This window comes from Candidatus Absconditicoccus praedator (assembly GCF_021057185.1).
GTDB classification, from domain to species: domain Bacteria; phylum Patescibacteriota; class Gracilibacteria; order Absconditabacterales; family Absconditicoccaceae; genus Absconditicoccus; species Absconditicoccus praedator.
In genome coordinates, this window is record NZ_CP054059.1 from 477,234 (window position 1) to 497,536 (window position 20,303).

The 20,303-nt window shown below is 25.9% G+C and carries 21 protein-coding genes and 1 tRNA gene; 14 read left to right on the top strand and 8 right to left on the bottom strand.

The genetic code is table 25. The features are described from left to right. The first annotated feature begins 65 nt into the window (after nt 1–65). The 6 genes from HLG78_RS02355 (at nt 66) to HLG78_RS02380 (ending at nt 6,546) form a co-directional block, all read left to right on the top strand. Nucleotides 66–1,691, top strand: coding sequence for a hypothetical protein (locus HLG78_RS02355; protein ID WP_231180564.1), 1,626 nt, complete (start codon nt 66–68; stop codon nt 1,689–1,691). A gap of 25 nt (nt 1,692–1,716) precedes the next feature. Next, the gene (locus tag HLG78_RS02360) at nt 1,717–2,277 is read left to right on the top strand and encodes a non-canonical purine NTP pyrophosphatase (protein WP_231180565.1); all 561 of its coding nucleotides are present in this window, start codon (nt 1,717–1,719) and stop codon (nt 2,275–2,277) included. A 69-nt stretch (nt 2,278–2,346) separates the two neighbouring features. Continuing rightward, complete coding sequence (locus tag HLG78_RS02365) at nt 2,347–2,691, top strand: DUF3147 family protein (RefSeq protein ID WP_231180566.1); 345 nt, start codon at nt 2,347–2,349, stop codon at nt 2,689–2,691. Nucleotides 2,692–2,715: 24 nt separating this feature from the next. Next, the gene (locus tag HLG78_RS02370; protein ID WP_231180567.1) at nt 2,716–3,624 is read left to right on the top strand and encodes a hypothetical protein; all 909 of its coding nucleotides are present in this window, start codon (nt 2,716–2,718) and stop codon (nt 3,622–3,624) included. A gap of 86 nt (nt 3,625–3,710) precedes the next feature. Beyond that, the gene (glmS, locus tag HLG78_RS02375) at nt 3,711–5,516 is read left to right on the top strand and encodes a glutamine--fructose-6-phosphate transaminase (isomerizing) (RefSeq protein WP_231180569.1); all 1,806 of its coding nucleotides are present in this window, start codon (nt 3,711–3,713) and stop codon (nt 5,514–5,516) included. A gap of 163 nt (nt 5,517–5,679) precedes the next feature. After that, nucleotides 5,680–6,546, top strand: coding sequence for a hypothetical protein (locus HLG78_RS02380; RefSeq protein WP_231180571.1), 867 nt, complete (start codon nt 5,680–5,682; stop codon nt 6,544–6,546). 39 nt (nt 6,547–6,585) lie between these two features. On the opposite strand, the gene HLG78_RS02385 is transcribed toward HLG78_RS02380, so the two are convergent. Continuing rightward, nucleotides 6,586–6,670: transfer RNA gene (locus HLG78_RS02385), tRNA-Ser, on the bottom strand. 145 nt (nt 6,671–6,815) lie between these two features. On the opposite strand from HLG78_RS02385, the gene HLG78_RS02390 reads away from it, so the two are divergent. The 5 genes from HLG78_RS02390 (at nt 6,816) to HLG78_RS02410 (ending at nt 11,890) form a co-directional block, all read left to right on the top strand. Next, the gene (locus HLG78_RS02390) at nt 6,816–8,960 is read left to right on the top strand and encodes a hypothetical protein (RefSeq protein WP_231180573.1); all 2,145 of its coding nucleotides are present in this window, start codon (nt 6,816–6,818) and stop codon (nt 8,958–8,960) included. Between the two features lie 69 nt (nt 8,961–9,029). After that, the gene (locus tag HLG78_RS02395; protein ID WP_231180575.1) at nt 9,030–10,028 is read left to right on the top strand and encodes a ribonuclease H-like domain-containing protein; all 999 of its coding nucleotides are present in this window, start codon (nt 9,030–9,032) and stop codon (nt 10,026–10,028) included. Between the two features lie 9 nt (nt 10,029–10,037). Continuing rightward, on the top strand, nt 10,038–10,763 hold the full coding sequence (locus HLG78_RS02400) for a class I SAM-dependent methyltransferase (RefSeq protein ID WP_231180577.1): 726 nt from the start codon (nt 10,038–10,040) through the stop codon (nt 10,761–10,763). Nucleotides 10,764–10,766: 3 nt separating this feature from the next. Next, nucleotides 10,767–11,597 carry a CPBP family intramembrane glutamic endopeptidase gene (locus tag HLG78_RS02405; protein ID WP_231180578.1) on the top strand — a complete coding sequence of 277 codons (831 nt, stop codon included), beginning with the start codon at nt 10,767–10,769 and terminating at the stop codon, nt 11,595–11,597. Then, entirely contained in the window at nt 11,597–11,890 is a 294-nt protein-coding gene (locus HLG78_RS02410) for a DUF2103 domain-containing protein (RefSeq protein WP_231180580.1), read from the top strand. The genes HLG78_RS02405 and HLG78_RS02410 overlap by 1 nt, the downstream gene beginning before the upstream one ends. A gap of 1 nt (nt 11,891) precedes the next feature. On the opposite strand, the gene HLG78_RS02415 is transcribed toward HLG78_RS02410, so the two are convergent. From HLG78_RS02415 to HLG78_RS02425, 3 genes are read right to left on the bottom strand one after another with little or no spacing between them, the layout of a single operon-like run. Next, nucleotides 11,892–12,563: a VTT domain-containing protein gene (locus HLG78_RS02415; protein WP_231180582.1), complete on the bottom strand. Its 672-nt coding sequence runs from the start codon at nt 12,561–12,563 to the stop codon at nt 11,892–11,894. Further along, nucleotides 12,551–13,120 (bottom strand): YdbT family protein, encoded by a 570-nt coding sequence (locus HLG78_RS02420; RefSeq protein WP_231180584.1) that lies wholly within the window; start codon nt 13,118–13,120, stop codon nt 12,551–12,553. The genes HLG78_RS02415 and HLG78_RS02420 overlap by 13 nt, the downstream gene beginning before the upstream one ends. 48 nt (nt 13,121–13,168) lie before the next feature. After that, nucleotides 13,169–13,957 (bottom strand): integrase core domain-containing protein, encoded by a 789-nt coding sequence (locus HLG78_RS02425; protein WP_231176132.1) that lies wholly within the window; start codon nt 13,955–13,957, stop codon nt 13,169–13,171. 108 nt (nt 13,958–14,065) lie between these two features. On the opposite strand from HLG78_RS02425, the gene HLG78_RS02430 reads away from it, so the two are divergent. Further along, nucleotides 14,066–14,668, top strand: a complete 603-nt coding sequence (locus HLG78_RS02430; protein WP_231180586.1) for a hypothetical protein — start codon at nt 14,066–14,068, stop codon at nt 14,666–14,668. Nucleotides 14,669–14,670: 2 nt separating this feature from the next. On the opposite strand, the gene HLG78_RS02435 is transcribed toward HLG78_RS02430, so the two are convergent. Next, entirely contained in the window at nt 14,671–16,245 is a 1,575-nt protein-coding gene (locus HLG78_RS02435; RefSeq protein ID WP_231180588.1) for a GspE/PulE family protein, read from the bottom strand. 20 nt (nt 16,246–16,265) lie between these two features. Further along, a complete protein-coding gene (locus HLG78_RS02440; protein WP_231180590.1) occupies nt 16,266–17,828 on the bottom strand; it encodes a hypothetical protein in 1,563 nt (520 codons plus the stop codon). Between the two features lie 161 nt (nt 17,829–17,989). On the opposite strand from HLG78_RS02440, the gene HLG78_RS02445 reads away from it, so the two are divergent. Then, nucleotides 17,990–18,334: a hypothetical protein gene (locus tag HLG78_RS02445; RefSeq protein WP_231180592.1), complete on the top strand. Its 345-nt coding sequence runs from the start codon at nt 17,990–17,992 to the stop codon at nt 18,332–18,334. A gap of 16 nt (nt 18,335–18,350) precedes the next feature. Beyond that, nucleotides 18,351–18,602, top strand: coding sequence for a 4a-hydroxytetrahydrobiopterin dehydratase (locus HLG78_RS02450; protein WP_231180594.1), 252 nt, complete (start codon nt 18,351–18,353; stop codon nt 18,600–18,602). Here HLG78_RS02450 and smpB read toward each other — a convergent pair. Both smpB and HLG78_RS02460 read right to left on the bottom strand, forming a co-directional pair. After that, nucleotides 18,599–19,060 carry an SsrA-binding protein SmpB gene (gene smpB / locus HLG78_RS02455; RefSeq protein WP_231180596.1) on the bottom strand — a complete coding sequence of 154 codons (462 nt, stop codon included), beginning with the start codon at nt 19,058–19,060 and terminating at the stop codon, nt 18,599–18,601. The genes HLG78_RS02450 and smpB overlap by 4 nt on opposite strands. Before the next feature lie 80 nt (nt 19,061–19,140). Further along, entirely contained in the window at nt 19,141–20,295 is a 1,155-nt protein-coding gene (locus HLG78_RS02460; RefSeq protein ID WP_231180657.1) for a hypothetical protein, read from the bottom strand. Nucleotides 20,296–20,303: the final 8 nt, after the last annotated feature.

Sequence of the window (20,303 nt, forward strand, 5' to 3'; positions counted from 1 at the left end):
TAAAATTGACATTTCTTATAAAATAGTTATAAACATAACATCAGATATTTATTTTCTTAAAAACTATGATGAGAAATACTTATTCCAATCATGAAGGTAATGAATCAAGCCAAGAAAACTTTGATATGCAAAGTATTCAAAAAGTAAATGCAGATATTAGTTTTATGCAGATTCAGGAGTTTTTGGAATCGTTGGATGAAGTTGGAGATTTTTCTGAATTTATAGAATTCAAGAAAAAATTGAACAACAAAATAATGGAATTTTTTGCACATAAAGTTGAAAACAAACCAGATGAATTCCAAAAAGCTTTGCACCAATGAAATATTGATATACTAAGCGAAGATGATCCACACAAAGAAACAGCCAAACAACTAGTTTATCAAAAAAACAGAATATACAACCAGCTTTTGTATTCTGCTTTGCAAAAATGAATTTTCAACAAGCTTTTAACTACCAAGCAAATAAGAGATATACAAAATATAATAAGCTCATGAATTCTGGAGTATTTTGATGAGCTTTTCCTGAATTTTGAAGAAACAGCCAAACAAAATATTCATTCCTGAAATCTACCGGCAAAGCCTAAGCAACTATATTTTGGAGGTGTACAAGATTGAGAATATGTACCATACAAAAATCTAATAAAAAATTCCAGGATAGATATGAATCTTATTGAACAAATTAATGATGAGAATCTAAGAAGTTATCTTGCTTGAATAGTTAAACTTCTAAATAGCTGAGTTATGAGTTATGATGACTGGCTTGTACAAGAGGAGAAAATAATGCAGTGATGGAAACAAGAAGAAAATCCTTTGTGAATTATTGCTCCTATAGAAGATTATGTACTAGCTGAAAGATGTATAGAGCCAGAAGTAGCATTTATTCTCAAAGACATCTCATTGGATACAGCTAATACTTCTTTTTTAGAACTTTCCAGAAAATTTTTTGGAGAAGGATATCAAATGGAAGAGGTAAATCTGGATTTTGTAGAACCTGTACTGGAGTGATGAGATGCTACTTTTTCGGGATTTATCTGAAAAGCATTTCCAAACGATCCCAATCTTGCACAAAAATATTGAAATGCGATAATAATAAAGCTTGACTCTATGAATAATGTATTGGACAATGCTCAAAAAGCTATGCATTCTTTTTTTGGTAATGATTTTGAGTTTGATAAAAAAGCACTTAGAGATGAGCTTATCAAGGAAGTTACATATCATGAATTTTGACACAGTCTTTTTATCAAATGACATCCCAAGTCCTTGATGGAAGAGCTAAAGGCAACTCTTTTCTATTTTCTGAAATTATATGATGAAAATCAGGTTGAGGTGTACAACGATGATGAAATCAAAAAGATTGTAGAATTTGCAGTAATGGATTCAATAAGAAATATACAAAGAATGGACAACCCAACATTCCAAAAATACCTAATATTAACCAAAGTTATTTTGTTTTACCTTTTTGAAAATAATCTTTTGGAGTGGTGAGACAATGATAGATTAACCATAAATACTGATTCCAAGTTATTTCTTAATTTTCTTGAAAATCTAAAAAAAGAACTTGATTATATCAAATATCTTTATGAATTGGATGACCAAACTCGCGAACAAGAAGAAAACACATATTTACAAACCTTACAAAGCAGAATAGACAATGATATTGATAAAATGTATGAGATAATAATAAATTCATAAAATCTTTATTTTCTGAATTTAAAAAATGCAAGTCACACTAGTCACTTGAAACCAAGGAAAGCTTGATGAAATAAAAAAAATAATTCATCCAAAAATCGAATTAAAATCACAAGACTTAGATATTACAGAAATTCAATCCCAAAGCCTAGAAGAAGTATCCAAAAACAAAGCTATACAAGCTTATGAAAAATTAAAATCTCCTGTATTGGTTGATGATACTTGAGTTTATTTTAATAAATATCCAGACTTCCCCTGAGTTTTTGCAAAGTTTGTATATCAATCACTTGGTAAAGATTGAATCAAAAGGCTTTTTGATTGATTAGAAGATAATTCTTGAAGTATGCAAACTGTAATTTCTTATATGGATAATAGTTTGTCTGAACCTATTAGTTTTTTGTGAAAAGCTGAATGAAAATTTGAAACTCATCATATAGATGAAGTACCTGAAAATAGCTTACCATATAATTATATTTTTGTACCAAATGGATGGAATCAAACTGTTGCACAAAATTATGATCTTTGGAAGTCAGACTTTTCTCAAAGAAAAAAAGCTATACAACAGTTTAATCAGTATATAGGATACTAATAATACTTGATTAAAACTCAAATATACTTATAAAGAATCTTATTTTTAATTTTTGCTTTAAGATACAATATGGATTATTTGTTTTTATTATTGAAATTTTTTGTAGGTGGTGGAGTAATAGTTGCTGTTACAGTGCTTGCAGATTATGTAAGTCCAAAGTGGTGATGAGTAATTATGGTTGCTCCTATTATTACCTTCCTTTCAATAATTTTTGTATATATGCAAACAGATACAAACAACACCAAAAACCTTATACTAAATTCTATAATATATCTTTTCCCAACCCTTATATTTTTGGTAAGTATGTATTTTTGTATAGATAAAATGCATATCGCTATAAGTCTGTTGGTTTCTTACATAATATGGTTTACAAGCGTGATGATGATTAATTTTTTATTGCTTTGATGACAGTAATTATTTATTAGAAACAAAAAACAAATGTGAGCTATTATTTGAGCTATGGCAATGTTTTCAAACTGATTTTTTGAAAAGTTATCTTTCCATAATGTCAACAAAATACAATACAAAAATTTTTTGATGTTTTTGTTGTTTATTAATACTTGTATAGGACTGTTTGTTGTACATATAATATCAGGAGCTGGTATTTTCTTTGATTTTCTTTTGGACCCTATATTTTTTCTTGTTGTGGCATTAGAAATAGCTGCTATAACTTTGTACAAAAAAAACTATGAAATACATTATAATAATTTTTCCAATATATCTTTGGCAATATTTTCATCGGTTTATATGATGCCTTTGGTTTCGTATTTGTATTTTTTATTTATACCAACACACGAAAATACAGTCAGGGTGTTTTACAACAGTATATATGAAGCTTTGGCTATTTCGTTGGTGTTTTTTGTATTGAATGTTTTTTATTTTTATGATAAGGTCAAACTAAAAACTATCAAGAAACCAGCACTGTTATTATTTTTAGCTTTTTTGATGATTAATGTAATGTTTTTTACAGTTTTTATACTTCAAAAATACGAGTGATTTCTTCCTCATACTACAATATTTCTTATTTTATCTATGATGTATTTACTATTAGCACTTAAAAATGAAAGAAAAGCTATTATAGAAAATAAAAATAAAATTATTTCTTGGGAAACCTTACTAGTATCACAGTCTTGGCTATTTTCAGCAGTATTGGGGAAAATGGGTTCAAAATTGATAGCGGTAGAGTTTGTAGCATTTTTGAAAAGATTGGGGCAGATAATTAGTGGATATATTTTTGATAAATTTATTCACAAAGAGATTGTAATAAGCAAAAAAGATATTATCACAATATCTGTGATAGCTACAACCATGATTTTGGTGTTTGTTTATTATAATTTTGTAGTTTAGACAAATAGTTTCATTGAAAAAATAGTTTTAAAATATATATTTAATAATAGAAAACTTTCCAGTTTTAATCTTTAATCTAAACAATCATGTGCTGAATTTTTGGATACAAATGAAACAAAGAAGCTACAAACATACTATTGAATTGACTTTGAAGATTGGAATATCGTGGATATGACTCAGCTTGAATTGCTTTTGGATGAAACAACCAAAATATAAACTCTATTAAATCTATTGGAAGAGTAGGTTTTTTGGAAGGAAAAGTATGAAAAAAAGAATGAAATAATTTTTGAATAGCTCATACTAGATGGGCAACTCACTGAGAAGTAAATATAGAAAATACACACCCACACACAAGCCAAGATTGAAAAACCAAAATAGTTCACAACTGAATTATTGAAAACCACAAACAACTAAGACAACAACTTGAAAAAAACTGATATAAATTTTCTTCTCAAACAGATAGTGAAGTAATAGCTGCATTAATACAAGAAAACAAAGATAAAGATCTTTTGAAAACTGTAGAAAACATACTTCACAAACTGGAATGAGCTTATGCTTTTTTGGTGATTCATGAAGATTTTCCAGGACAAATAATAGGTGTTAGATACTGAAGTCCTTTGGTTTTTGGATATACTGATGAGGGTGAATTCTTTTTCTCTTCTGATGTAACTGCTTTGGGATGATATACCAACAATATTATTTTCATGGATGATGGTGATTTGATTTTTGTGAACAACAATGACTTTTTGACAAAATCTGAATGAAAGCTTGTAAGTAAAGCTATTGAAAAGGTAGACACAGAAAATTTAGTAGCTGACAAATGAGATTTTCAGCATTTTATGCTAAAAGAAATTTTTGAACAAAGCCAAGTGATGAAAGAGATATTTAGATGAAGAGTAGATTTTGATAATAATAGTTTACAAGCAGAAGCTTTTACTCAACTGGATAAATATGATTTTGAAAATATTGTTTTTGTAGGTTGTGGGACTTCTTACCATGCAGGTATGCTTTGAAGTTTGCGAATGCAGCAAATAGCATGAATAAATGCAAGCGTAGAAATAGCAAGTGAGTTTGAATACAAAAATATAAATATACATCCCAAAACTTTGTATGTTTTTATATCCCAGTCTTGAGAAACAGCAGACAGCATATCAGCACTAAATCAAGTAAAGAAAAAATGATGAAAAACTTTGGGACTAGTAAATGTGGTATGATCAAGCATAGCAAGACAAACTGATTTTGGTATGTTTTTAAGAGCTGGGACAGAAGTTGGTGTAGCAAGCACTAAAGCTTTCATAGCTCAAATTAGTAGTATATTGCTTTTAGCATTGTATTTTGGAAACAAAAAATCTTTGTCTTTGATAGAGTTTGAAAAGATTTTGAAAGAACTCAAACAAATCCCAGACAAAATACAAGAAATTTTGGAAGAAAAAGAAAATATCCAAACTGTAGCAAAAGATATTAGTAAATACAAAAACTTTTTCTTTTTGTGAAGAAATTTACAGCTTCCTATAGCTTTTGAGTCTAGTTTGAAATTCAAAGAAATCTCTTATCTTCATAGCGAGGCAAATTGAGCTTGAGAACTGAAACATTGACCATTGGCATTGATAGACGAAAATTTCCCTACAGTTTTGATAAATCCAAATGATTATTTTTTTGATAAAAATATTTCTAGTATGGAAGAGATTAAAGCAAGAAAATGAAAAGTGATATGAATAGGAGATAAAGATTTCCATTCTGATTATTTTTTGAAAATTCCCGACAGTGATTATCTGTTGTACCCATTTCTAACTACTGTAGTAGGTCAGTTACTTTCTTATTATGTAGCATTAGAACTTGGAAATGAGATAGATAAACCTAGAAATTTGGCAAAATCTGTGACTGTGAAGTAATTATCAAACAATACAAAAAACTTCAAATAAAATATTGTGACACCTAAAGACATAAATATATATCACCTTAATGACTTGCAATTCTTTTTTTTTATTTTTACTTGACTTTAAAAATAAATTATTTAAAACCTTTGATAATATGTTTTATAATTAATATTTTAAAATGGAAAATAGAACTAGACAAGAAGAAGAAATGGAGCAAGCATTATGACAAAAATGACATTACAGCCAACCAAGAAATTGACTTGATACATCTCAAACTTACCCTGCTGATTGTGAAAGTTATAAAGATGTAATAACAAGTGTGCCTTGAATCAGAACAAGACAATTATTAGTTAACTTTCTATGAGAAAAAGAAATTACAATGGACAATTCAATGATAAAAGTTAGAGAGGCAAATAGATACGAAAAAATTAATGATATTTTTGATCAAATATTTGAAAATAATAAAACTGTAATATCATCAGAAGAATTACAATTAGTTCAAGAATTCTTGTCTCTAGAAAGTATTGAAGAAGTAATAAATATGATATATGCTCAGCTAGAACTTAGATGAAAAGAAAAAAGCATTAAAAGAGTTTGAAATATTCTAAAATGAACAAAAAACAGCTTATGATTAGTTGAGTATCTTAAAAAATATTTCAACACTGGAAAAGAAATTGATTGAAATGTAATACTTCCAAATTTTGAGTCTTATGAATTTTTTGATAATATATGAAGTTTTGACACAAATTGAAATGCTTTGGCTGTTAGAGATGAGTATGTATGAACAGTAGAATTTGACGAATCTTGACTAATTCAAGAAAATACTATGTTTGTAAAAGTAAATGAATATTGACTAGCTAAAATTAATTATGCAGGAAAATGATGGTGAGTTGTTAGAGTAAATTCAGACAATTCAATAGAAGTTTTAGTAGATTTTGTGTACAACTCAAAAGAAATAGGTAAAATTGAACTGGAGTGATGAAAAGTTATCAAAAAATGAACATTAAAAAACAAAATTTTATTGGATACTAGTGAAGAATCTTAAAAATAAAAAAGCCTGATAAATTTATCAGGTTTTTTTATTCGGTGGGGGCGGGATTCGAACCCGCGGTCCCTATTGGGACACACGCGTTCCAAGCGTGCGCTTTCGACCACTCAGCCACCCCACCATCTTATAAAGAAACGATATAAAGTATAATAAAAACACCCAAAAATTTCAAGTGATTATTTATTTTTTAAAAAATATGTATGATTTTTTGACATTTATATGAAAATACATATAATATTTTATAATTTAGAAAATAAAAACAAAAAATGGAAGAAAAAAAACAAGAAACAAATTCAAATATAGAAATTAAAAAAATAATTGCCACATATGAGAAAGTATATAACTTTTTTATAAAACCATGAATTTTTTTTATAGCATTTGGAGTTAGTTTAACTGTTTTTACTTTTGCAAATATATCTTCGGATTTTGATTATATAAAAGAGGTAGAACAACAATATTACTGAAAAACAAATTTTAACAATTGATACAAATGAAACTCAGTATATCTTCCAGAAGAATCAATAAATAAAAATTCAGTAGAAATAAAAGCACTTTGATGAGTTTATTTTGGAAGTGGTGATACAATTTCATCAAGAGATAATTTGGTTAAAGCTTGAAATTTATTTCTACCAAACAATTTTTCAATTGAAGAAGAAAAAATAGAAAATATTAGCAAAATATCTACATGATATGATACAAATGATTTGGAATATATTTTTGAAGAATTAATATTTTCTGATATGCAAATAAGCATAGAAGATCAATGAGAAAATTATTTAGAAAGTGTGGATGAATCCTTTAAAAAAGATTTTTGATTATCTTGTGCTTTTGGCTCAAAAATAACTGATAGATTTTGTAATGAAAATATTAATAATTTCTTAAATAATCTACCTACATACAATATACTTGATGATATTGAATGATTTGAAAAAATATTTGAACAATTGTCTGAAGAATGATATAAAGACAGATTATGCAGTTGAATAGAAAATCAAGTATTTTATAGTTTTAACACTAATAGTTGATATGAAGAGTTTTTTGAAGAATGTTGAAAAGATTATGAAGAAAATTTCAATAAGATACAAGAACTTGAAAAAGTTTTTGATGAATTGAACTGAAGTATTAATAGTGAAACATACAGTAATCAAAATATAAATAATATGAAAATTATAACATTAATGAGACAAATTGCTAATAATCCTAGAGATTTTACAAGAATATCTATTTATTCATCTTTTATTGAAAACTTATTAATAGAAAACAAATTGGATTCAAAATATAAAGAGATAGTTTATTATTTTAATGAAATTTATGTAGATTGATTTCTTGAAAATATTGCTGATAGAGAACAAAGATCAGAAAGATTATGAAGAATTGAAAGAGTAGAAAATAGATTGAGTAGTATAAATGAATGAGATAGATTGGAATGATATGAATGAGTTTTATCAAAAATTAACAATGAAAATCTTATAAGTTTCATTAATGAACAACAAGAAGAATCTACTACAACAAGAACAAGAAGACAAACAGTTTATTCTATTTATAGTGATTTTATCTCAAACTTTTCTGATTACTCAGAAGTAGATAGACAAGTAGACAACAGCAATAGAATAGTAAATAGTAGATGAATTGTAAGAAATAGTGAATGAAATAGGTATCAAGCTGTTTTAGTTATGGAAAATGAATGATATAGTTTTTATATAAAACAAGCAAATATTAGCAATCCAGAATTAAATAGAAATGTTAATGGTTTAATTAATTCTGAAGGTTCATTACAAATGTCTACATTTTTATCTGTAGTAAGTGATTTTAGAGAAAGTATAGAAATAGATAACAGACTATGTAGACAAATAGAAAACTTAATAAGTAACGATCACATAAACTGAAATTTGTCAGAATGTAGTGAGGATTATGTAGAAATAGATAGAGATTGAACAATATTTAAATATATAATAGATGATAATTCGATAGAAGAATTTGAGGTATCAAATGATATGATACAAGAAATGTTAAACGAAAGATATTCAGATCAAAACATATCATGAAATCAAATAGTTAGATTTATACAATCTTCAGCAAATATAGAAATTGAAGAAGATATACAAATCTCTTCTTCTGATATTAGAAGCATGCAAAGAAGATTTGCTCAATACATGTGAATATCACCATCTCTTAAAGAAAATATAGAAGAAGACAAGTATATTCTAAGTTTTGAACACGTTTGACTTTATTTTTATGCAGAGTATGAGCCAAACAACAATCATAGTCTAAATATTACAAAAGCTTTAAATAGTGATGAAGAAGATGTATTGGACGAGGAAGTACAATTCTATCTTGTATCAGCTGAAGAAGTAGATATTAATAGATTTATTGAACAAACAGAAGATTATGTTACTGAATCTTTAGATTAAATAAAACTTGTAAATAAGACCGATATAATTATAAAATAATATATATTTATAATTGTATCGGTTTTTATTATGTACAAAAAATTATCATATAATAATCTTTTTGAAGTCAAAACATGATTTATAACAAATCTTAAAAAGTTATACACCAACAAAAGATATACTTATTTAAAAGAATTCTTAAAAGATATTTCAAAAGAATGAAATATTGTTTATTTTTTTGAATCTAATCAACCTGTTTTTAAAATAACAAAACAATCAAACTGATTTTGTCTTTCAGATGAAAAAGAAAAAATACAAGTAGAACTAAGTGAAGATGAAATTAATAAATTACACTCTCAACTAAAAAATGATAAACAAATAAAAAAGAGTATGAAAGAAAACAAAACAATTACTCAAAGATTGTTTGATGAATTTAGAGAGAAAAAATTTGAAACTATTGAATGAAAACCATATCTTGTGTATGATATTGAAACAGTATGAGATATAAACAATCTACAAACTATGAAATTTATGCTTTGATATAGTATAATTTCAAATGAAAACCATATAAAAACTATGAAATATAGACCTGTTGAAGAAGATGCTATCAAAAGATTTGTAGAATATATGCTAAATTTTGATTGATGGATAATATGATATAACAATATCCATTTTGATAATCCTGTAAGCATTTATAATGCTAATATGTGAGAATCTGAAATAGATATTTTAAATAATAAAAGTATCGATTTATTTCAATTTATTCGAAATCTTACCTGAAAAAGAATTTGACTTGATAAAGTATCTCAAAATCTTATTTCCGTTTGAAAAACACTTGAATCATGACAAGAATGAGAAAAATACTTAAAACAATACATGCAAAACAAAGATCAAGAAGCTTATAAAAAAGTAAAATCTTACTGTAAAAACGATGTAAAAATGACTTTAGGAGTTTTATTATACTTTTTAAAACACAATTATATTCATATTTGAGAAAAAGATTTTGAGTATGATATTAAAAAGTTTGTAGAATTAGCAAATCAACAAAAATCAACAAAAAATAAAGAAGTTATAGATTCATTATTTTAATAAAAACCTATGAAAGAAGATATAAAATACATATACAATAAAATTTGAGAAAAATTCAGTAATACTAGGAAAAAACACCGACCAGAAATAAATATAATTAAAAATTATGTTTGAAATCAATCAAAAGTTTTAGATTTATGATGTTGAGATTGAAGGTTAGTTGATTATCTTGATGATGATATAAACTATATTTGAGTTGATATATCAGATAAGCTTATTAGTATTGCACAAGAAAAGTATCCAAATAAAAATTTTTATGTTGATGATATGATTAATTTTTTAAAAAAACAAAATCAACAAGTATATGATAATATAATAATGCTAGCTAGCTTCCAACATATACCAACACAAAATGAAAGAATCATGATCTTAAAAAATATATATAAAAGTTTGAATTATTGATGAAGATTGATATTGGTAAATTGGTGTTTTTCTTGATGGTTTATTAGAAAATACAAAAAACAATTATCTAAATCACTAATTAAGACAATATTAACTTGTTGAATAAAATCATATAAAGATATATATATACCTTGGAAAACTCAAGAAGAAGAACTTCATAGGTATTACCATATTTTCAGCTTGAAAGAATTAAATAAACTGTTAAAATACTCATGACTTATCATAGAAAAATCAGAATTTACTAATTGAAACTGAGAATTTACAAAAAAATTTAACAATAAAAGAAATAGTTTAGTAATTGCTAAAAAAGATATTTTAAAATCTAATAATTAAATAATGTTTTCAAATTTTTTTAATGAAGAAAACTATGATATTAATAAATCAATTTTATGAATATGAGTGTTTTTATTGTTATATTTAATGTTAAATATAAGTTTAATTGCAATTTATGCTTTTTTCCCTTGATTTCTAGAATATATTTTTTCTTTTTTTGCTCAGTTTCCTTGAAGTATTAATCTTTTTATACTAGTTATTATACAGGAAATTATTTTACTAACAATGCTGCTTATATGAATTTATGTATGGAAAAATTATAATATACAAAAACTATTACACTTCAGTTGGAATTTTTTTAAAAAACAAATGAAAGAAAACAATTTTTCAAAAATATTATGGTATTGAGTATGATTTTATATTTTGTATATAGTAATATCTTGATTTTTATATTTATTTCTTAATTTTTTTGACTTAAAAATTCCTTGATTTTTTGGAGAACAAGATGTAGCTACTACTATATGATGAATCTGAACAGATTTTTGGTATGATTACTTATTATTATTTCTAGCAGTATGAATAATAGGACCATTAGTTGAAGAAATTATTTATAGATGATTTATTACCAAACAATTAATTAAAAAACGAGGTTGAATAATATGATGAGTTTTATGAGCTGCAATATTTGCTTTGATACATTTTGAACGGCAAGTAATGGGAAATCTATTTATATTAGCTTTATTTTTATCTTATATATACTATAAAACTTGATCTTTAACATATTGTTTTGCATTCCATTTTATTGTAAATACTACTGCTTTAATGGCATTATTTTTTGGTGATCATATAGAAGAATTTGAAGAAACTTATAATTTAGTAATATTTTTTGTGTAATGAAATATAATACTTGAAAAATAAAAACAGAACACAATATTCTTCCAGAATTTATAAAAACACTAGAAAAAATACAAAAAATAGACGAAATCAAAAGAATAATACCATGAAGAATCTATAGAAAACAAAAATGATCAAGCCATAAAATATTAAGTTTTTCTTATTATACAGATAGTTGAATAAAATATATTGCAAAAAAATGATGAACAGCTCAAGAAATTTTTATTATTTGTCAAAATGAACAAAAAGAAAATATTTACAAAAAAATAAACAATATAATATCTGAAAAATAATCTAATTTTTAAAATTTTTCTTAAATTTTTTAAAATCTATAAAAAAGGCAAACAATATTATCAAAAAGATAATTACAATAAAAAACTGATATCATATTGTTGCATACTCTATAATTATTTTTCAAAAATACCCCAAAAAAATTCATATTATAATTCTAGGAATAACATAAAAAAAAGTTCATAAAATACTTCATAAAACAAATTTTTTGAAATTATATCATCTTGCTCATAAATGTACTGAAAGTAAAGGTCTTAAAAATCAAACATTTATAAGTATAGGAAACGACCAAAAATGATACCTACTCATTTTATAATCAATATCTTGAAAATATTGTTTTAATGTAGGATAGTTTTTTTCTAAAGTTTGAATAGTTCATTTGAAAAAATAATTTCAAAAAAAGTATCATACAATCAATCACACAAAAACTCATATATATAATACCAATCAAGAAAATATTATTAAATAATTATGATCTACAATTAATGCAGTTACTCATATTATAATAACTTCCATAGGAATCAAATATCAAGTGAAAGCAAAAGTCTCAAAAAATCAAAAAACCAAAAAAAGAAAGGGGATATACAAAAAATAATATTCAAATCCCAAAAATAAATCTACAGTATAAACAAAATATTCATAAAATAAGTTAATAAGTTCTATTATTTCTTTCATTTTTGTTTTTGCCTAAGGTTTCTTGGTATAAATTCAGATATTTGGGTATAATCGTAATTTGGATTTTCTATAAGAAAGTCTCTTAATCTACTTGTATATCTTGTTACTTCTTCAGGATGTTTAATTCATTTAAACCATATAACTATATTTTGATCTTTTCAATAAAAACTTACATTTCAACAATTCAAAATTCTATCCAAAAATCAATTATATTTATATGTACTTTCTTGTAAAGAATATATTGTTATCTCTTGAGAAGAATTTTTGAATATTCAATTTTTTAAAAATTTCATTATTCTTTTATTGGTAATAACAAGATAAGTATTATACCAAAAAACAACAAATAAAAATCATATACAAAATGATACAAAAATTATAAAGAAAACAGTTGCAAACAACAAATCAAAAAACATAACCAAAAACAAACTAAAAAAAAATCAAAGTCATAAAAAAATCATTATATAATTAAAATTGTGAAAAATATATCTTAATATATTTTCCCTACCAAAAAATAAGACTTTTTCATTTACTGCCTGACCAGGAAATATTTTTTTCATTTAAAAATTATATGTTTAAATGTAAGAAAAGGTAGCGTTGTTAAAAAATTATCAGTAATAGAACTTTTCAATAACTTCATAAGGAGTTTTATTATCTAGTCATTTATGTGGCTTTACAGTGTTATATCGATTTACAAATCTTTTTAAAGACATTTTTCTATGTTCTGATGACTTAAAAACTTCCTTACTGTGCCACATATCGATTAATGTTCTTATAACCCTCTCTGCTTTTCAATTTGTTCTTGGTGTTCTAACTTTTGTAAATTTTTGCTTTATTCAGCTTTTTACACACTCTTTAACAAATTCATGTTTATCATTTCATTTGTACTCAACTCAATTATCTGAGTACACACACTCAATAGTGTAAGGACATTCATCTATTACCTGTCTAAGAAACATAGACGAAGATACTTGTGTCTTATCTTGCATTATAGCTACATAAAGTTCTCTAGAATAGTCGTCTATTCATACAAATAAGTATTCAGACTTTTTGTTTGCTGCTCATCTTATAAGAGGTAGTTTTTTTGTGTCAAAATGCATCATTTCTCAAGGGTAGTTTTTATTGTATCTTCTAGCTTCTTTGTTTTTCTTTTCTATTATCTTAGATTCTATTTTAGCTAATCTAAGTAATCATCGCCTAATGTTTCTAAATCTATTATTGATAGAATTTCTTGGTAAAAACTCTTGAGTTCTTGCTCTCTTTATTATCTTGTATATGGTAGGCAATGATACATTGAACTTAATATGTAAATCCTTAGGCTTCATTCATCTTTTATAGTATTCCCAGACCTCTTTTCTCTGGAGTGGTGTTAGTCTTGTATTTTTATGTATATTCATTACATAGTTTGTTATCAAATAAATAGTATTTTGTATACACATTATTTTTAACAACGCTATATAATCTTACATATAATAGATAAAAGTTTTAAATATTTAAGTTTAGAAATGAAAAAAATATTTTTAATTGTTTTTGCTTTTTCCTTAATTACAAATATATCTTTTGCAGAACAAAAAATAAATCTTATTGATTGAAATACTCCGTTACAAGTAAGAGACAATTTTATAGATACAATAGCTGAATACAGAAAAGCAAGCCAACAAAACAATACACAAAAAAAAGAACATATCAAAAATATTTTAAATACAAATTTTCAGAAACTACAAAAAAAATATGAAGACCACCAACTAACTCTTATGGTAAAAGATCAACTCCAAAGACTTAAAATACAAGAAACTGTATATGAAGCAAATCAAGATATACAAAACTATCACAATAAAGCCTCACAAAAATATGATATCAAGAACCTCAACAAACAACAAACTCAAAAACTAAATCAAATTTTACAAAAACTCCCAAAAGTATTACCAACCCAAAAAGAAAAACTTGAAAAAAAATTAGAAAAAATTGAATACAAAAAAGATAAAATTAAACAATCCAATACACAAAACAAAGAGTTTAAAGTTGTATGATTAAAAAAAATACAAAAAGTAATAAAAAATAATATAAATTGAGAGAAAGAAAGTGTATTTGAAAATATAAAATTATAGAATTACAACATTCTTCTGATTTCATCTAGTGTGGTATAATTTTTAAGCATTTTGATGTATCAGTCCTCTTTCATGGTTAGATATCAAGATTGTCTTGCTATTGAATATATTTCTAAAGATGTTTTATTGGCTACGATAGCATCTTTTATTTCATCGTTTAATTCAAAAGTTTCTACAGCTGCAATTCTTCATGAAAATCATTCATGTCAACAAAACTCACATCAAGCAGGATGTGGAAGGTTTCAGTCAAAATCAACATCAACTTTTTTTGCATCTTTAATTTTTTTTATGGTAGTTCTAACTTCTTCTGACTCTGCAAATCAAGCTTGCTTTTTAGTATGACAATCATGTATTTTTCTCACCAACCTTTGTCAAACCACCAAATTCAAAGCTGGTGCAAGCATATAAGGTTTAACTCACATATTCAAAAGCCTAGAAACTGCTTCTATAGCAGTATTTGTATGTAATGTAGATATCACCAAATGTCATGTCAATGCTGCACTTATTGCTATTTCTGCTGTTTCTAGGGTTCTAATTTCTCACACCATTATTACTTCGGGATCTTGTCTAAGTACTGCTTTAAGTCATTTTTCATATGTATATCAATCTTTTTCTGACATTTGAGATTGCTGGATTCAAGGAAGTTCATACTCTACTGGATCTTCCAAAGTTATTATCTTCTTTCCTGGATCGTTTAAATAATTTAACATAGAATATAAGGTAGTAGTTTTACCTGATCATGTAGGTCAAGTCACAAGTATCATTCAGTAGTTTTTTTGAAGATTATTTTGAAGTATAGATAAACTATCATCCATAAAACCTATTTTTCAGAAAGAAAGTATAGATTTGTTAGCATCAAGAAATCTCATAACCACACTTTCACCTCTTAATCAAGGCATAAAGTTAATTCTTACATCTATTTTTGTTTCTTTTCAGTTTTCATAACTAGTAAAATCAAATCTTCAATCTTGAGGAATTGTATCTACATTTATTCTTGCGCCTGACATAAATTTCAATTTCATCATATATTTTCTAAACTCTTTGTGTTCAAAAACAAATACAGTTTTCAATACTCAATCCCTTCTTACACGGAGCACTACTCAAGATTCTTCAGGCTGGAGATGTAAGTCTGAAGCTCAAGACTGAAAACTCAACCTAATAATTTCTTGTATAAACTCACCTTCTTGAAATTTATCTTTCTCTTCATAAACTTTTTTTATCATCTTTAAAGCATCTTTTCATCTTACATTTTTTCTTTCTTTGACATCTTGTTCTTCTTTTTCTTCTTTTGCATGCAAGTCATCATACCAGTTAAGAGCCAAAGAAAAAGCTAATTCATCTGTATAATAAAACTCAAAACTATATCATTTTGCAGCTATTTTATCAAGTATCTGAGTAAGTATATTTGGAAATCTATTGGTAGTAAGAATGCACAATTTATTTTTTTCTCAATCAAAAATTAGGCTTTCTGATTTCTCAGCTAAGTGATGAGATATTATATTAAGTTTTTGTAAGTCAGGATTTATTTCGTTTATATCTGACGTCTCCAATATTCTTTTATCAAGCTTATTTTGCATATTTCATTTTTTATTTTAAATTACTTTGAAATTCGTTTTCAATCTTTCTTTATCTGAGCTCCATCTGGATACCAAGGCATATTTTTAAGTCTTTGCCAGTTTTTGGGTGTGGTATAATATATAGTGTCTGGAGCCTCTGGAATATTCATTTTTACTATATTTCCTTGATCAATAAAATGATTGTAGATTTTTTCTACTGCATTTTCAAGCATTTTTTCTCTATTTACTCATTTTTGTTTTCATATTGATATCAAATCTGGTTCATTTTCTATCATTTTTTTTATTATTTTCCTAACCCTAGATCTTGTAATATATCACTCTAATCTAATCAAAGTTTCTATTCTTCTTAAAGCATCCATAATTTTATGACTTGAAAATCAAGTTTCATTTTTGTTGTTCACCAAAACTATTTGAAACTCAACTCAAGTAGTTCTATCACCTAACAATACTTTAAAAGTAATTTTAATGTCTTTATAGTTTTTATTTGTTCTTGATTTCCTTGAATCTTTAACATTTCAATTTTCATCTACTATCCCTTCCTCCAAAAAAACTAAAAATTCATCATTTAAATATCATCTATTTTTATTCAAGGTTTTTTCATCCAAAATCCCTTTATTTTTTATATCAATATCTTCTAGCTCATTTCAGTTGAATATATAATATACATATTGAAGCAAAAATAATGCTTCTTCTTCTGAATTAACTTCAGCCTTGAATCATATATGATCTCTTATCAAATCAATATCCAAATAATCAGGCTGTGTTATCATCTTCATAATGGTACTTTGATCTTCTTTTGATCTTCATATCAAAGAAAATTGTACTTCATAAGGTGCTGAAATCTTATTTTCAAAATCTTTATGAGAAAAATAATTAGTAGAAAATGTTTTGGTCTTTATGATATCTTTCAGCAAACTATCTTTAAGTTCTGATTCATCAAAAGGAAACTGAAAATTTTCATCTGCAAATAGTTTGTCTCTTATAATTCTTTCTAAATCACTTCTTGAAGTTTGAGCTTCTGAACAGGTCTTAACAGATAAAAGAACCATTACTATTTTTGTAAGACTACACTGTATTTGTTTGTATGCACTTGATCTATTGGATCATTTATTACTTTTTCATTCCACAAAATTAAAAACATCTTGAAAAGATCTAAATCTTAAGTTTTTTGTAGTTCCTGAAAAGTTTTTGAAAAAAGATGAAGGTATATTACAAAACAACTCATTTTGATAAAAATCAACTGCTTCATTAAAATATTCATTAATAATCTCAACTCATTCTCATGAAAGTTCAAAATCACCATTTTCTGTTTCATAAATATTTTCTCCCACAAAATAATTCAAAATCCAAACAAACGATTTTTTGTCTACTCACCTTGCAGAAAAAAAATCCAACAAAGATACATCTCAGTTCTTCAAGGCTTTTATAAAATCTTCATATCAAAGCAAACTATTAGAATCAACTTCTTCCTTATCTAAAACAAAAGCTTCTAACACCTTGGAAGAAGTATGATTTTTAAGTCTTGTATTTTGTTCATCTGATTCAACAAATTGCTTTATAGAACAATCAAATTTTTCTGCCATTATGTATTTTTTATATAAATCACTTATACTTTAAGTATAGCTAAGTTATTTGGTTTTGTCAAATTTTAAAAAACACACAAAAATCATAAAAAATCTTGAAAAAAAAGAAAATATATATATTATAATTTCAACAATTTAATATTTAATTTTTAAAAAAACTTATGGCAAGTAGAACAAATAAAAAGTGAATAGCAGCCAAAAAAGCACAATTACAAAAACAAGCGTCAAGAATGAAATGACAAAAAAGATTTAATTATCCAAAAAGAAAACTTTCTTTGGAAGACGCTAAAGAATTAGCAGTTGTTTGATCGAAAACAAATCCAGCTTGAAGAAACTATCATTGGTTTTTGAAGTGAAGAAAAATATGTTGGGAAACATGATTAAGAGTAGATCCGGACGGCTATAGGCTTTATGTAAAACCTAGTTGAGGTATGGAATTTACAGAAGTGCCTATATCTTGATGGCTTAGGAAAAAGTTGGCTAAAAATATGAGAAGAAAAGTTTAACAAATAAAACTTCAAAATGGATAACTGGGTAAAAAACAGCAAATCAATATCCAAAGAGTTTAATTTTAATTCTTATTTAAAGGGATTAGAATTCGCATTTAAAGTATGAGAAAAAGCAGACCAACTAGATCATCATCCTCAAATAATTATAGAATACAAAAAAGTTATTGTTGAATCAACAACACACTCTACATGATGAACTGTTACTGAAAAAGACAACAATCTTGCAATGGAAATAGACAAAATATTCGAATCTTTTAATAGTTAGATTTTCAGCCTTTTAATATCTTTTGAAGCTTGTCTTTGTATATCTCTTTCTTTAATTATCTGTTTTTTCTCTACTTTCTTTCTAAGTTTAGCAAGTCATATTTCTATCTTAACAAGCTTTCTTTTATTTTCATAAACTTTCAGGGGAATAAGTACTAGCCCTGTTTTTTTTGTTCTTTCATAAAGTCTTGCTATTTGAGGCTTTTTCATAAGTAATTTTCTATTTCTTTTGGAATCATACCAAGGGACAATGTTGAAACTTGTTTTGTTGTACAAAGGAATATCCATATTCAATATGAAGATCTCTCATCATCTTACTTGGATAAAACTATCTTTGATATTAACTTTTCAAAGTTTTACTGCTTTTGTTTCAAATCATTTCAAAACTACTCATGATTCAAATTTTTCATGAATATCATAATTTAGGTATGCATATTTATTTTTTGTTATTATTTTCATCAGAAAAAAGTTATCATAAGCTTTTAAATATAATTATGAAAATAATTTATAAATATTTTTTTGTTTTAAGCAACCACATTTTAAAAGACTATAGCAAAATCACTGGCAGCAGTTCTTTGTGATGTTGGTTTTCTCTGAATAATTTCTACTCTATAGTCTCCTACTTGTCAAACTCCACTTATATTGAAAAAACGATCTGGAATTTCATCTGGTCACTCAAACTCAAACTGGTATTCCAAGAAAGGATATAAATTAGCTTCACTAGGAATATTAGAAGTAATAAGATCATTTACCAAAGAAAATCTAATAGATAAATTTTCCTCAGTTTCATCAAAAATTTCTCTGAAATTTTTATCTAAAAAATCGTGATTTGAAGGCACTATGTCGTGATTAGCTGGCTCCTCTATTAGGCGAGTTCTTTCTTCTATTGGATTTTTAGATGTATCAAAATACAAATTATAAGCAGAAAAAGAATTGATAACATCTTCTCTTATTGCTGAATCCTCAGTTCACACAATTCAAGTATCATAATTAACATCTATTTGAGGATTTATAGTAAAATTTCAATCACTAGACTCACCAGACAAAATTCGGTTTACTACAATATCATCAGTAATTCAATCTCAAATAGAGTCACATGTATCATCACATAAATCTCTATTTGAAAAACTTGATTTTATTTCAGGAGGAAGTCTTAATTTTCATTTAATAGCATCAAGATTAGAAACTATATCTATGTCACTACTTGATTCCTCATAAGGATCATTTCAATCATCCAAAAACAACTTAAATTCTTCTGTCATATTATACCCTAAAATATTGTAGTGCTCACTATCAACTCATCTAAGTCACAAATCTATATTTCAGTCATTACTCCTTGGTATTACAGGATTATTATTATTTTCATTATCATCACCTGAAATTCTTGAAGAAATATTTCGCTTCATTCAGTTTCAATATATATTGAATCTAGATCAAAAATCCTGTTTATTATTATGATCAGAAGTTTCACCATACTCATCTTGCCCTTTCCATCATCATTCTCATTCAAAACCTGCATCATGATATCTTAGTGCAAGATTTGCTCTTTCTATACTTGCAGTAGCCCCATAATATGCTATATTATAATCTCTGATATCTCATAGATTTTCAATAAATGGGTCAAATATTGCATATATATTCATAGTTAGAGCAGTTCCGATACTGATCAATACTATTGCTATCACTAAAAGCATTTATTTTT